Annotated in this window: 19 protein-coding genes; 16 read left to right on the top strand and 3 right to left on the bottom strand. The window is 63.1% G+C overall.

Annotation, left to right across the window (positions count from 1 at the left end; all coding sequences use genetic code 11):
• Positions 1 to 64 precede the first annotated feature (64 nt).
• The 11 genes from ABH939_RS13425 (at position 65) to hisF (ending at position 8393) form a co-directional block, all read left to right on the top strand.
• Positions 65 to 547, top strand: a complete 483-nt coding sequence (locus ABH939_RS13425; RefSeq protein ID WP_404649703.1) for a hypothetical protein — start codon at positions 65 to 67, stop codon at positions 545 to 547.
• Between the two features lie 153 nt (positions 548 to 700).
• Complete coding sequence (hisD, locus tag ABH939_RS13420; protein ID WP_007732254.1) at positions 701 to 2023, top strand: histidinol dehydrogenase; 1323 nt, start codon at positions 701 to 703, stop codon at positions 2021 to 2023.
• The gene (locus tag ABH939_RS13415) at positions 2020 to 3162 is read left to right on the top strand and encodes a histidinol-phosphate transaminase (RefSeq protein WP_042449556.1); all 1143 of its coding nucleotides are present in this window, start codon (positions 2020 to 2022) and stop codon (positions 3160 to 3162) included. The genes hisD and ABH939_RS13415 overlap by 4 nt, the downstream gene beginning before the upstream one ends.
• Complete coding sequence (gene hisB, locus ABH939_RS13410) at positions 3159 to 3773, top strand: imidazoleglycerol-phosphate dehydratase HisB (RefSeq protein ID WP_003942383.1); 615 nt, start codon at positions 3159 to 3161, stop codon at positions 3771 to 3773. The genes ABH939_RS13415 and hisB overlap by 4 nt, the downstream gene beginning before the upstream one ends.
• Positions 3770 to 3919: a hypothetical protein gene (locus ABH939_RS13405; RefSeq protein ID WP_007732248.1), complete on the top strand. Its 150-nt coding sequence runs from the start codon at positions 3770 to 3772 to the stop codon at positions 3917 to 3919. Before hisB ends, ABH939_RS13405 begins: the two co-directional genes overlap by 4 nt.
• A 92-nt stretch (positions 3920 to 4011) precedes the next feature.
• Complete coding sequence (locus ABH939_RS13400) at positions 4012 to 5133, top strand: MFS transporter (protein ID WP_042923080.1); 1122 nt, start codon at positions 4012 to 4014, stop codon at positions 5131 to 5133.
• A 9-nt stretch (positions 5134 to 5142) separates the two neighbouring features.
• On the top strand, positions 5143 to 5778 hold the full coding sequence (hisH, locus tag ABH939_RS13395; protein ID WP_003942389.1) for an imidazole glycerol phosphate synthase subunit HisH: 636 nt from the start codon (positions 5143 to 5145) through the stop codon (positions 5776 to 5778).
• Positions 5775 to 6026 carry a hypothetical protein gene (locus ABH939_RS13390; protein ID WP_042449550.1) on the top strand — a complete coding sequence of 84 codons (252 nt, stop codon included), beginning with the start codon at positions 5775 to 5777 and terminating at the stop codon, positions 6024 to 6026. Before hisH ends, ABH939_RS13390 begins: the two co-directional genes overlap by 4 nt.
• Positions 6027 to 6045: 19 nt before the next feature.
• On the top strand, positions 6046 to 6780 hold the full coding sequence (gene priA / locus ABH939_RS13385) for a bifunctional 1-(5-phosphoribosyl)-5-((5-phosphoribosylamino)methylideneamino)imidazole-4-carboxamide isomerase/phosphoribosylanthranilate isomerase PriA (protein ID WP_003942371.1): 735 nt from the start codon (positions 6046 to 6048) through the stop codon (positions 6778 to 6780).
• 9 nt (positions 6781 to 6789) lie between these two features.
• Positions 6790 to 7623, top strand: a complete 834-nt coding sequence (locus ABH939_RS13380) for an inositol monophosphatase family protein (protein WP_003942414.1) — start codon at positions 6790 to 6792, stop codon at positions 7621 to 7623.
• Positions 7620 to 8393 (top strand): imidazole glycerol phosphate synthase subunit HisF, encoded by a 774-nt coding sequence (gene hisF / locus ABH939_RS13375; protein WP_003942380.1) that lies wholly within the window; start codon positions 7620 to 7622, stop codon positions 8391 to 8393. Before ABH939_RS13380 ends, hisF begins: the two co-directional genes overlap by 4 nt.
• Here hisF and ABH939_RS13370 read toward each other — a convergent pair.
• A complete protein-coding gene (locus ABH939_RS13370; RefSeq protein WP_030537064.1) occupies positions 8390 to 9007 on the bottom strand; it encodes a TetR/AcrR family transcriptional regulator in 618 nt (205 codons plus the stop codon). The genes hisF and ABH939_RS13370 overlap by 4 nt on opposite strands.
• Positions 9008 to 9111: 104 nt before the next feature.
• Here ABH939_RS13370 and ABH939_RS13365 point away from each other — a divergent pair, with 104 nt between their 5' ends.
• On the top strand, positions 9112 to 10593 hold the full coding sequence (locus tag ABH939_RS13365; protein WP_404649702.1) for a flavin-containing monooxygenase: 1482 nt from the start codon (positions 9112 to 9114) through the stop codon (positions 10591 to 10593).
• Positions 10594 to 10614: 21 nt separating this feature from the next.
• On the opposite strand, the gene ABH939_RS13360 is transcribed toward ABH939_RS13365, so the two are convergent.
• On the bottom strand, positions 10615 to 11136 hold the full coding sequence (locus ABH939_RS13360) for a universal stress protein (protein ID WP_054187191.1): 522 nt from the start codon (positions 11134 to 11136) through the stop codon (positions 10615 to 10617).
• A 101-nt stretch (positions 11137 to 11237) separates the two neighbouring features.
• Between ABH939_RS13360 and hisI the strand changes: the two genes are divergently transcribed.
• The 4 genes from hisI to ABH939_RS13340 all read left to right on the top strand — a co-directional run bounded on the left by hisI (position 11238) and on the right by ABH939_RS13340 (position 12668).
• Entirely contained in the window at positions 11238 to 11585 is a 348-nt protein-coding gene (gene hisI / locus ABH939_RS13355) for a phosphoribosyl-AMP cyclohydrolase (RefSeq protein WP_003942390.1), read from the top strand.
• A gap of 6 nt (positions 11586 to 11591) precedes the next feature.
• Entirely contained in the window at positions 11592 to 11885 is a 294-nt protein-coding gene (locus ABH939_RS13350; protein WP_065352537.1) for a DUF1905 domain-containing protein, read from the top strand.
• 62 nt (positions 11886 to 11947) lie between these two features.
• Positions 11948 to 12208, top strand: coding sequence for a hypothetical protein (locus ABH939_RS13345; protein WP_223304508.1), 261 nt, complete (start codon positions 11948 to 11950; stop codon positions 12206 to 12208).
• Between the two features lie 73 nt (positions 12209 to 12281).
• On the top strand, positions 12282 to 12668 hold the full coding sequence (locus ABH939_RS13340) for a DUF2784 domain-containing protein (protein ID WP_030537060.1): 387 nt from the start codon (positions 12282 to 12284) through the stop codon (positions 12666 to 12668).
• Positions 12669 to 12728: 60 nt separating this feature from the next.
• Here the strand turns inward: ABH939_RS13340 and ABH939_RS13335 are convergent, their stop codons facing one another.
• A complete protein-coding gene (locus tag ABH939_RS13335) occupies positions 12729 to 13154 on the bottom strand; it encodes a nitroreductase/quinone reductase family protein (RefSeq protein ID WP_029255500.1) in 426 nt (141 codons plus the stop codon).
• Positions 13155 to 13184: the final 30 nt, after the last annotated feature.

The following is a 13184-nucleotide window of genomic DNA, read 5'->3' as shown; positions in this document are numbered from 1 at the left end:
GGATGGTCGTGTTCCCGGTGTCATTCCTCGGGGTGGGGTTGTCGGCGATCGAGGCGGGGGTGCTGTGCGCGAATTTCACGAGTCCATTCCCCTGAGCCCACTACTGCGGCGGTCGGCGGTCGCATTGTGCGTCGTCCTCGGAATTGTCCTGGTAATTGTCTGCGGGTTCGCGGCAATCGTGGATCGCGACTCGGCGGGCTACGTCGGCGCCGTGTTGTCCGCGGTCCTGTCCTTCGGGTTGGCCGCGTACATGTGGAAGGTGCGCATGATCATCACCACAGACGTCGAACGAGTGTCGATCGCGCTGTCTCCGGGGCTGCGTCAGGTATTTCGGTGGGACGAAGTTGTGTCTGCCACTGCAGTACATATCGGGATGGGCTCCGGAATCGGTTATCGAATGACCGGCCCAGGTTTGCGGGTAATTCTCGCATCTCCCGGCGACGGGGTCCGCTTTCGTCTGCATGACGGCCGTGAAATCTCGGTGGCAACACCTCGAAGGGACGAGCTGATCGAACTTGCCCGGCGGCGGGCGCCGGACCTGCAGTGAGCGTTGCAGGTGGACCGGTGAAAAACGGGGTGCGCCTATCCTGGATAATTGACATCAGTTCTGTGTTTCAGGCGCGCTGTTCAGGGCCTGTGATGCCGGACCGGTTTGCTGCCGCTTGCACAGGCACCCCGTTTGCGTACGAGAGGAACTCTCATGCTTGCCCGCACCGACCTGCGTGGTCGTACCCCATCCACGGCCGAACTTCGCGCCGCGCTTCCCCGAGGTGGAGTGGATGTGGACGCGGTACTGCATCAGGTTCGCCCGATGGTCGAAGCCGTCCGTGATCGCGGGGCAGAAGCCGCCCTCGAATTCGGCGAGAAGTTCGACGGCGTTCGTCCGGCTTCGGTTCGTGTACCCGCGGCCGAGCTCGAGCGCGCACTTCGTGAACTCGACCCCGCAGTCAAGGAAGCCCTCGAGGTTGCGATCGAGCGCACCCGCAAGGTGCACGCCGACCAGCGTCGCAAGGACACCGTCACCGAGGTCGTTCCGGGTGGCACGGTCACCGAGCGTTGGGTTCCGGTCGAGCGCGTCGGGCTGTACGTGCCCGGCGGCAATGCCGTGTACCCGTCCAGCGTTGTCATGAACGTCGTGCCGGCTCAGACGGCCGGCGTCGGATCACTTGTTGTCGCCTCGCCGCCCCAAGCCGACTTCGGCGGATTGCCGCACCCGACCATCCTTGCCGCAGCAGCCATGCTCGGCGTCGACGAGGTGTGGGCCGTCGGCGGCGGACAGGGCGTCGCCCTCCTTACCTACGGCGGAACCGACACCGATGGAACCGAGCTTGTCCCGGTCGACCTCATCACCGGTCCCGGCAACATCTACGTCACTGCCGCCAAGCGTCTGTGCCGCGGACTGGTCGGCATCGACGCAGAGGCCGGCCCCACCGAGATCGCGATCCTCGCCGACCACACCGCTGACCCGGTCCACGTTGCCGCCGACCTCATCAGCCAGGCCGAGCACGACGTGATGGCCGCCAGCGTTCTTGTCACGACCAGCGTCGACTTGGCCGACGCGGTCGACAAGGCTCTGGCTGCGCAGCTCGAGATCACCAAGCATCGCGAGCGCGTCACCACGGCACTGACCGGCAGCCAGTCGGGCACGGTGCTCGTTTCTGATGTTTCCGCTGGTCTGCGCGTCGTCAATGCGTATGCGGCAGAGCACCTCGAGATCCAGACCGAGGATGCAACGGGGGTGGCAGCTCAGGTCACCAGCGCTGGTGCCGTGTTCGTCGGCCCGTGGGCGCCGGTCAGTCTCGGCGACTACTGCGCCGGCTCCAACCACGTTCTGCCGACGGCCGGGTGTGCACGCCACTCCTCCGGTCTGAGTGTGCAGACGTTCCTTCGTGGAATCCACGTGATCGACTACTCCGAGTCTGCACTGAAAGACGTTGCCGGACACGTCATCACGCTGGCCAATGCGGAGGACCTGCCGGCTCACGGCGAGGCTGTGCGTCTGCGATTCGAGGCTCTGCGATGAGTAGTGCTCCTGGAGAGTCGATTTCGGTCGACGCCCTTCCGATTCGCGAGAACCTGCGTGGAAAGTCGGCGTACGGCGCACCGCAGTTGACGGTTCCGGTTCAGCTCAACACGAACGAGAACCCGCATCCGCCGACCCAGGCGCTCATCGACGATGTGGCCGAATCCGTGCGCGAAGCCGCAAAGGAACTGCACCGCTACCCCGACCGTGACGCTGTCGCGTTGCGGACGGATCTGGCGGCGTACCTGGCGAAGCAGACAGGTGTACCGGTCACCGTCGACAATCTGTGGGCGGCAAACGGATCGAACGAGATTCTGCAGCAACTTCTTCAGGCGTTCGCAGGTCCGGGACGTAGCGCGATGGGTTTTGTGCCTTCGTACTCGATGCACCCGATCATCGCCGACGGTACCGATACCGAGTGGGTCGAGGTCTTCCGTCGGGACGACTTCGCACTCGACGTGGATGCTGCCGTCACCGTGATTGCGGAACGCCGACCCGACGTCGTGTTCGTGACCAGCCCCAACAACCCGACCGGACACAGCGTCGGCATTGCGGAACTGCGACGCATCCTCGACGTGGCGCCGGGCATCGTGATCGTCGACGAGGCGTACGCGGAGTTCTCCGCTGCCCCCAGCGCGATGACGCTGATCGACGAGTTCCCGGCCAAGCTGGTTGTGACCCGCACCATGAGCAAGGCTTTCGCGTTTGCCGGTGGCCGACTCGGCTACCTCGCCGCCGCTCCCGCGTTCATCGACGCACTGTTGTTGGTGCGCTTGCCGTATCACCTCTCGGTGGTCACGCAAGCGGCGGCACGTGCCGCCCTGCGTCACGCCGACGAGACCCTCGGCAGTGTGCACGCCTTGTCCGCCGAGCGCGATCGAGTGTCGAAGGCGCTGGCGGACACCGGTTTCCGAGTGATTCCCAGTGACGCGAACTTCATCTTGTTCGGTCAGTTCACCGACAGTGCACAGGCGTGGAAGGAATACCTCGACCGCGGGGTTCTCATCCGCGACATCGGCATCCCCGGATATCTGCGGGCCACCGTGGGACTCGAAGCCGAGAACGACGCGTTCATCAAGGCCAGTGACGAAATCGCAGGCACCCAGCTGGTCGACACGAATTCAGGAGAGACGGCATGAGCGATCGCATCGCGCGGATCGAACGAACAACTCGGGAATCAAGCATCGTCGTCGAACTGAATCTGGACGGGACCGGCATCGTCGACGTCTCCACCGGCGTTCCGTTCTTCGACCACATGCTCAATGCCTTGGGTACTCACGCCAGCTTCGATCTCGACGTCAAGGCGAAGGGCGACGTCGAGATCGACGCTCACCACACCGTCGAGGACACCGCGATCGTTTTCGGCCAGGCACTCGGCCAGGCTCTCGGCGACAAGAAGGGCATCCGTCGTTTCGGTGACGCCTTCATCCCGATGGACGAAACGCTGGCGCACGCGTCGGTCGACGTCTCCGGTCGCCCGTACTGCGTGCACACCGGTGAGCCCGACTACATGGTGCATTCCGTCATCGGCGGGTACCCGGGCGTTCCGTATCACGCGGTGATCAACCGCCACGTGTTCGAGTCGATCGCATTGAATGCACGTATCGCACTGCACGTTCGGGTTCTGTACGGCCGCGATCAGCACCACATCACCGAGGCGGAGTACAAGGCCGTTGCGCGAGCTCTGCGTGAGGCGGTCGAGCCGGATCCGCGCGTGAGCGGCGTGCCGTCGACGAAGGGCACACTGTGAGCGTCCTCTTCACCTACTTACTGTTCATCGGCGCGGGTATTGCCGTGGGCGGCGCCTACTCGATGTTCAAGGTCAACAAGCTTGCGTCGGGAATCCTTCTGGCGTTGGCGGTTCTGGCGGCGGTAGCGGGCGCACTGCGTCTGTGACGCGAAAAGTGACTGTGTCTGAGACGCGAAAAGTGACTGTATCTGAGACGCAAGATCCTGCTCCATCGCCGGGGTTGCTTCGCACACCGGGCATGATCGGTGTCCTGATCATGGCGGCAGCAGCTTTCGGTGGCTGGTCGTTGCTGTTGCCGGTGGTGCCGTTGCTGGTTGCGCAGTCCGGCGGATCGGATGCGCTTGCCGGATCGGTGACCGGTGTCTTCATGGCGGCCACGGTCTTGACGCAACTGCTCGTGCCTCGGTTGTTGCGGACGCAGGGCTACCGGCGCGTGCTGGCGGTCGGGTGTCTGCTCCTCGGCCCACCGTCGTTGGTGCTGTTGATCTCGGCCGACGCCGGCCCTGTCCTGGCGGTTTCCGCGGTGCGTGGTATCGGTTTCGGCATGCTGACGGTGGCCGGCAGTGCACTGGTGGCGGAGTTGGCGCCCAAACGAATTCTGGGCCGTGCCACCGGTGCTCAGGGAATCGCGATCGCAGCGTCACAAATGGCGGGGCTTCCGCTGGGGCTTGCGATCATGGAACGGTGGTCGGCGACACCGGTGTTCGTCCTCGGTGCGCTGATCCCGGCGCTCGCGCTGGTGGCCATTGCCGGGTTGCCGAAGATCTTCGCCCAGCCGACCGGGGAATCCGTTCGACTGAGTGTGTTCGCCGTCTTGGTTCCGGTGCTCGCTCTGGCGTGTGTGTCCGCCTCGTTCGGCGGATTGTCGTCTCTACTGCCGATCGCAATCTCGGAGCGTGCGGCCGTTGCTGGAGTGGTGTTGGCGACCGCCAGTGGGTCGATGTTGGTCGGCCGGTACTCGGCGGGACTGATCGCCGATCGTCTCGGCAGTGGTCGGACACTCGCGCCGGCATTGGCGTCGTCGACGATCGGATTGGTGCTGTTCGCGATCAACGTCGACGGCGGGTCGACGCCGGTCTTGTTCTGCGCGGCGGTCCTTTTCGGGCTGGGGTTCGGGGCGGTGCAGAACGAGTCCTTGGTCATGGCGTTTCAGGCTGCCGGCCCGAGGCAACTCGGATCCGCCAGCGCGATCTGGAACATCGGCTACGACGCCGGCACCGGAATCGGTGCACTGGCGTTGGGATTCGTGGCCACGACTGCCGGCTATGCGTGGGTCTTCGCGGTCTCCGCGGTCGTTGTCGCTCTGCTCCCGGCACTGGCCGCGGGCGGCAAAGTGATCGGCAGCAGGGTTGCCCGATAGAGTTGGGGCATGAGCGCTTCCACGATTGCTGTACTCGATTACGGCTCCGGCAACCTGCATTCGGCTACTCGCGCACTGGCGCGCACCGGGGCGCAGGTGGAGGTGACCAACGACATGAAGGTTGCACTGGCGGCCGACGGTCTCGTGGTGCCCGGCGTCGGCGCGTTCGCGGCCTGCATGGAAGGTCTGCGTGCAGTGCAGGGTGACCGAATCATCGGCAGACGCCTGGCCGGTGGCCGACCGGTGCTGGGCATCTGCGTCGGCATGCAGATTCTGTTCGACCGGGGAGTCGAATTCGGTGTCGAGGCGGAGGGCTGTGGCGAATGGCCCGGCACCGTCGAGAGGCTGCAAGCAGAGGTTTTGCCGCACATGGGCTGGAACACCGTGGAGGCGCCGGAGTCCAGCACCCTGTTCAAGGGCATAGACGCCGATACCCGCTTCTACTTCGTCCACTCCTACGGTGTGCAGAGTTGGGAGCTCGCGCCGTCCGAGCACATTGCACCCCCGAAGCTGACATGGGCCGATCACGGCGGAAAGTTTCTCGCTGCCGTCGAGAACGGTGCGTTGTCGGCAACGCAGTTCCACCCCGAGAAATCCGGTGACGCAGGCGCCGAGTTGCTGAGCAACTGGGTGCAGAGTTTGTGACCGGGGGATCCGGACCGAACCGCGGTGACGATTTCTCCCTCGCCCGTCTGGCGTTGTTCTCGCTCGGCGCCGCTGTGGCTGCGCTGGCGGTCGCAACCGTCGTCATCGTTGTTCTCAAACCATCGCCGGGCGTCGGCCTCGTGATCGGTCTCGTGGGGGTCGTCGCTGCGATTGCGGCAATGGGCGTCGTATCCAAGCGGATGACCCGAAAAGCGTTCGGTGACCCGGAAGACGGTTCGAGGTCCTGACCTACTAGGGTTACCGCACGTGAGCCTGGTCCTTTTGCCTGCTGTAGATGTCGTCAACGGTGAAGCTGTTCGCCTCGTGCAAGGAGAGGCGGGAAGTGAGACCGGTTACGGGTCGCCCCGCGACGCTGCTCTTGCGTGGCAGAACGACGGTGCCGAATGGGTGCATCTTGTCGACCTCGACGCTGCTTTCGGGCGTGGGTCCAACAGTGAACTGTTGGCCGGCGTCATCGGCGACCTGACGGTCAAGGTGGAACTGTCCGGTGGAATCCGCGACGACGCTTCCCTGGAAGCCGCACTGGCCACCGGCTGTGCTCGCGTGAATCTCGGTACTGCCGCTATCGAAGATCCCGAGTGGTGTGCGCGTGCATTGGCCAAGTACGGCGACAAGATCGCTGTCGGCCTCGATGTTCGTCTCGTCGACGGTCAGTACCGCACCCGTGGTCGCGGCTGGGTCACCGACGGCGGCGATCTGTGGGAGACCCTCGCGCGTCTGGACCGTGACGGCTGCACTCGTTACGTCGTCACCGACGTCTCCAAGGACGGCACACTCACCGGTCCCAATCTCGAACTTCTCAGCCAGGTCTGCGCGGTCACCGACGCGCACGTCGTCGCCTCCGGTGGTGTGTCGACCATCGAGGATCTACTCGCCATTTCCAGCCTGGTTGATCAGGGTGTCGAGGGCGCGATCGTGGGCAAGGCATTGTATGCCGGTCGCTTCACTCTCCCCGAAGCACTGGCAGCAGTTTCCGGATAGATTTTCCAGATGACTCCGACGCGTGACCTCGACGAACTTCTCGCGATTGCGGGTCGGCTTCTCGACGGCGTCCACGATCAGTTCGTCTCCGGTGTCGGCGCCCCGAGTGCGGTCCGCAAGGGCTGGGGTGATTTTGCCACCGAGGTCGATCTTGCGCTCGAGAAGCGGTTGACCGCGGAGTTGTTCGAGCAGACCGGCATCGAGGTGCACGGCGAGGAATTCGGCGGTCCCGACGTCGGTTCCGGGCTCGTCTGGGTTCTCGACCCCGTTGACGGTACTTTCAACTACTCGGCCGGATTGCCCACTGCCGGAACGTTGTTGGCGCTTCTCGACGACGGTGTTCCGGTGCTCGGATTGACATGGCTTCCATTGATCGGTCACACGTACGCGACTCGCGCCGGCGGTCCGTTGTTGGTCAATGGAATCGCCGTACCGCCGCTGGAGCCAACCGATCTGGCGTCGTCGATCGTCGGCTTGGGTGCGCTCAACGTCAACAGTCGAGGGCGGATCCCCGGCAGTTTCCGTCTCGACCTCCTCGCCGAGATCAGCAAGGTGTCCTCGCGGATCCGGATACACGGTTCAACCGGAGTCGATCTGGCCTTCACCGCGGCCGGCATCCTGGGCGGTGCGATCGTCTACGGCCGCAACGCGTGGGACAACGCGGCCGGGGTCGCGCTCGTTCGCGGTGCGGGCGGGGTGGTCACCGACCTGGCCGGCCGCCCGTGGACCGTAGAATCGGAGTCGGTGCTCGCTGCCGCTCCGGGCATCCACGGTGAGATTCTCGATATCCTCAACGCGCTCGGTGATCCGCGCGCTTCGTCCTCAGGAGGACCACAGTCATGACCCTCGCAGTTCGTGTGATTCCGTGCCTCGACGTCGACGCCGGGCGAGTGGTCAAGGGTGTCAATTTCGAGAATCTTCGCGACGCCGGAGATCCGGTGGAACTCGCGGCAGCGTACGACGCTCAGGGCGCCGACGAACTGACCTTCCTGGACGTGACCGCCTCCACGTCGGATCGCGGCACGATGCTCGACGTCGTAAGTCGCACTGCCGAGCAGGTTTTCATTCCTCTGACCGTCGGCGGTGGAGTGCGCACGGTCGCGGATGTCGATCGTCTGCTGCGTGCCGGTGCCGACAAGGTCAGCGTCAACACCGCGGCGATTGCGCGCCCGGAACTGCTGAAGGAACTGAGTGAGCGTTTCGGCTCGCAGTGCATCGTCCTCTCGGTCGATGCCCGCACCGTTCCCCAGGGGCAGCCGGACACACCGTCGGGGTGGGAGGTCACGACGCACGGGGGCAAGCGCGGCACCGGGATCGACGCTGTCGAGTGGGCCGAGCGTGGTGCAGAGTTGGGAGTGGGGGAGATCCTGCTCAACTCGATGGATGCCGACGGCACCAAAGCGGGCTTCGACCTTCTGATGATCCGCGCTGTCCGGGCGGCAGTCCACGTACCGGTGATCGCCAGTGGCGGTGCCGGCCTGGTCGAGCACTTTGCCCCTGCAGTCGAAGCGGGCGCAGACGCAGTTCTCGCAGCAAGTGTCTTCCACTTCGGCGATCTGAGCATCCCGGAGGTCAAGGATGCGATGCGTGCCGAGGGAATCGTCGTTCGCTAGGCGTTCTCGGCGCGGATTCCGTCGAACATGAGGCGGCTGATGGCTTGGTTCAACGCCGTGCAGTCGACGGACGAACCGGCTCGCAATCCTTGAATCGCACTTGCCAGCATCATGCCGTTGACGGCGTGGGCAGTGTTGTCGACATCGAGGTCGGCGCGTAGATAGCCGCATTCGACTCCGTGGTGCAGGTACGCCGCGGTCAACGATGCCGACTGGTCGAGTAGATCGAGCATCCGGCCCGTCAGATCGGCGTCGACGCCCGTCGTCTCGAACAGCAGAACCCGCGGGATGCGGGGGTCGTCGAAGAAGATGCGGGGGAGCGCCTCGGCGATCCGTCCCACTTGGGCGCGGTACTCGTCCAGTGTGCTGGCGGCGTCGGGAGCATTCTCGGTGGCCAGTGCGCTGATGATCTTTGCGACGAGGTCGTCGATGACGTGATCGATGATGTCGCGCTTGTTCTCGAAGTACCGGTAGAAGGTCCCGTGGCCGATTCCGAGAGTTGTTGCGATGTCGGCAATTCCGGTTGCGTGATAGCCGCGCTGGGCGAAGCACTCGAATGATGCGTCGATGATCTCGCGGCGCAATTCCGCCTTTTTTCGTTCCGCTCTGGTCATGGCCTTCGTCACATCAGGAATGATACCGTTCTCAATAACGGAATGACGTGTCAGTTTCTGATGTGCAGTTTTTCTGATGTGCAGTTCACGAGAGGGATTCTCCGATGGCAGTGCAGTACGACGCAGTAGTAGTGGGGGCGGGCTTCGGCGGAATGGGTGCGGCCATTCAACTCAAGCGGCTTGGCCTGAACAACCTGGCGATCCTCGAGCGCGAGGACGATCTGGGTGGAACCTGGCACGTCAACCGCTATCCCGGTCTGGCTGTCGACATCGCGTCGGTCACCTACTCGTATTCGTTCGAGCCCAATCCGAACTGGTCCAGGCTCTTCGCGCCGGGCGCGGAACTGAAGAAGTACGCCGATCACGTCGCGGACAAGTACGATCTGCGGAAGCACATGACGTTCGGTGCCGTGGTCAATGGAGCCCGCTGGGACGAGGATTCCTCGCACTGGGTCGTATCCGTCGAAGGCGCGCCGGACATCACTGCCAAGTACCTCCTGACTGCGACGGGTTTCCTCTCGCAACCGCATCGGCCCGACATCTCCGGTATCGGCGACTTCGCCGGCAAGATCATCCACACCACGGCCTGGGACGATTCCTACGATCTGTCCGGCACCAAGACCGCAATCATCGGAACCGGCGCCACCGCTGTGCAGTTGATCCCCGAGGTGGCGCGTCAGGCCGCAGAGTTGACCGTCTACCAACGCACCCCGATCTGGGTGGTTCCCAAGATCGACGTCCCCATTCCGAATGCAGTGCAGAAGCTGTTCTCGCGTATTCCGCTCACCCAGCGAATCGCGCGCGCTGTCAGTTCGTCGATCCTAGAAATGATCATGGTCAGCGCGGTCCTGCACTACAAGCAGGTCAAACTGTTGAACAAGGGTGCGGCGGCCGCATCACGTGCGTTTCTGCGGTCCCAGGTCAGCGCCGCCAGCCTTCGCAAACAACTCACACCGGACTACGACTTCGGGTGCAAGCGTCCCACATTTTCCAACAGCTACTTCCGTACGTTCACCAAGGACAACGTGCATCTCGAAACGACGCCGATCGACCACATCGCTGCCGACGGAATCGTCACCGCCGACGGTCGCAAGACCGAGATCGACACCTTGGTGCTGGCAACGGGATTCAACCTCTGGGATGTGAATTTTCCAGCCATCGAGGTTATCGGCCGCGAGGGACGAAACCTCGGTAAGTGGTGGCGCGACAACCGTTTCCAGGCCTACGAAGGGGTCGCGGTTCCGTATTTCCCCAATTTCCTCACGCTCGCCAGTCCGTACTCGTACAGCGGGTTGTCCTACTTCACGACGATCGAATCCCAGATGCAGCACATGGATCGACTGTTCGGCGAGGTGAAACGGCGCGGCGCGGAAACATTCGAGGTCACCGAAACTGCCAACGCCGAGTTTCTCGACCGGATGACCGAGAACCTGGCGGACTCCGTCTTCTACGGCGGTAGTTGCCAGACTGCACGAAGCTATTACTTCAATCAGCACGGCGAGGCTGCGATTCTGCGGCCCACGTCTACACGGAATGCGTTCGTCGAAGCGAAACGCTTTCCGCTCGAGGACTATTCGATCATCTAGGCGGGCTTGTCCCGCGTTCGGCTATCTTGCCGAGCTGACTCCGGTCGGAACCGATATCACGGGATAACGGTTCTGCCGGTTCAGTCGGGAAGTGACCGAGATGTGCATCAGTCGGCTCACCGCGGAGGCAGCGCCTTTTCGCGGAGATCCGATCACGATGGTAAATGCGTCGTATTTGTCCGCGGTTGCGAGAATGACACCGGCCGGGTCTCCATAGGTGCAGTCGTACGTCCAGGTGTCGGCGTGCGAGGCAAGTGCCGAGGTTGTCTGCTCGCGTTGCGACACCATCTCGTCGTGCAGACGCGTTTCGAATTCTGGTGAGTCGGTTTCGACAGGTAGGTCCTCTGACGTGATGCAGTGAACGACGTGGAGGGCTGAATCCTCCTTGGCGGCAAGCGTCAGTGCGTAGCTGAGTACATTCTTGCTGGTAGCACCTGGGCCGATGCCGAGAACGACGTGGCGGGTTCGGACGCGATCGGTACTCGGGTTCGCGAGATGGCAGATGTACTCCGGGTGCGGACCGTCATGATGCTGATGGTTCATGTCGGATCTTCTTCCAGAGCGAGAAGCGAAGGAACTTCCATTCTAGGGCGGCCGTGCAGGGGAATTCCACGGAAGTCACAGGTGGAAGGTATAAACGTCCTATGAGTCTTGATCCCGCAATCGCGGCGAAGCTGAAGCGAAACGACGCCGGACTGTTCAGCGCGGTTGCGCAGGAGAAGTCGACCGGTGATGTGCTGATGGTCGCGTGGATGGACGACGAAGCGCTCGCGCGAACACTGGAAACCCGTAAGGGGACGTACTATTCGCGCTCGCGGCAGCAGTACTGGGTCAAGGGTGAGACGTCGGGGCACACCCAGTACGTGCACGAGGTGCGCCTCGACTGTGACGGCGATTCCGTCTTGCTGATCGTTGATCAGGAGGGCGCCGCGTGCCACACCGGCACTCACACGTGTTTCGACACCGACGTCCTGCTCGCTGCTGAGCAGTGACGCGAGATGGCCACTGACAAGACTCCACAACCGCTCGATTACTCGTTCACCGCTCCCATCGAGAAAGACGGTGCGTTCGCAACGTTCTTGACCGTGCCCGGCTCGGCGGAAATTCTGGGAACCAGACGCGCTGTGAAGGTGCTCGGAACCCTCGATGGTGAGCATCCCTTCGAGGCGACGCTGATGCCCTCCGGCGACGGACCGCACTGGCTTCCGCTGCGCGTGGCGCTGTGCAAGGCGATCGGCAAGAGCGCCGCTGGAGAAGAGGTAGCGGTACATCTACAGCAGCGACTGAGCTGAAGTTTTCCCGAACCAAGGAGCGCCGTCGTGCAATTCTGTTCGATTTCGAACATGCCGCGGACGTGGAGCCGGATCGGTGGGCCGAGTACGGTCCAGGTGCCGTCGGTGTCGGGTGGGACATGGGACTGCTCGGGCTGGCTCGACACGTGGAACTGGGGATCGCGACGCCACTCGAGACACCCGAGTGGTCGGCGAGCGACGAGGCCAAGGCATTCATCGCGGGAAGCAGTGAACTGTGGGCCGAAGCTGCGATCGCATCGGGCGACGACCCGGATGCGGCTGCAGCCGCCGCTGCTCGCACGACCGCTGCATACACCGGGTAGATCACCTCTACGAGGACTAACATCGGATTAGTCTGGTTGTTGCGGGACTTCCGCGCCACGAGCGGAGACGACGATGGTGTATCGGCTCATCGAAGTAGTAACGGTGTTCGTTCACTTCGGGTTTGTCCTCTATGTGGTGCTGGGTGGGTTCGTGGCGTGGAAGTGGCGTCGTACCATCGGTTTCCACCTTCTTGCAGTCGTCTGGGGAGTCGGTTCGATAGCGGTCGGATACGACTGCCCGCTGACCAATCTCGAGAACTGGGCCCGCCGGATGGCCGGGATCGCGGAGTTGCCGTCCACCGGATTCATCTCGCACTACATCACCGGCGTGTTCTATCCGGCGAGTATCGAAGGCCTTGTACAGGCGCTCGCGGCGACAGTGGTTGTCGGATCCTGGGTAGGATACGTGCTGCTCGGACGGCATGCGAAGGGTGAGGTCAAAGCCTCTTCAGCGACCTGATTCCGTACAAACGATCCCAGCCGTTTCCGAATGGAAACGACTGGGAGGTGCTACCAGGATTTACGCGCGAGTCAGGGCTACCACCGGGATTGTGCGGATCCCAGCGGTCTTCTCCGCGTATTCGGCAAATCCCGGGTATCGACTGGCCTGCTCGTCGTAGATGCGGTCACGCTTCTCGCCGGTTACTTCGCTGACGGAGACCGGGTATGTTTCGGTGCCGATCTCGACCTCTGCCTGGTCGGTGGCAACGAGGTTGTAGTACCAGTCGGGATTGGTCGGGGCACCGGCCTTGGATGCAAAAACGTAGATGGTCTTCGGATCCTGCTCGTCTGCCAGATACATCATGGGACTCACGAAATCGCGTCCGGATTTGCGTCCTGTGTGGTGGACCAACACCATGGGCGCACCTTCGAAGGGGCCACCTACCTTGCCCTCGTTCTCCCGAAATTCCGCAATGATTCCTGCGTTCCAATCGTCGGTACTCATCGTTGTCTCCCGGTCTGCGAGTGGCGAAGG

The sequence above is a fragment of the Rhodococcus sp. 27YEA6 genome (assembly GCF_044908235.1).
GTDB classification, from domain to species: Bacteria; Actinomycetota; Actinomycetes; order Mycobacteriales; family Mycobacteriaceae; genus Rhodococcus_F; species Rhodococcus_F qingshengii.
The sequence above is the reverse complement of the archived record's forward strand: the minus strand, read 5'-3'. Positions and strand labels throughout refer to the sequence as shown.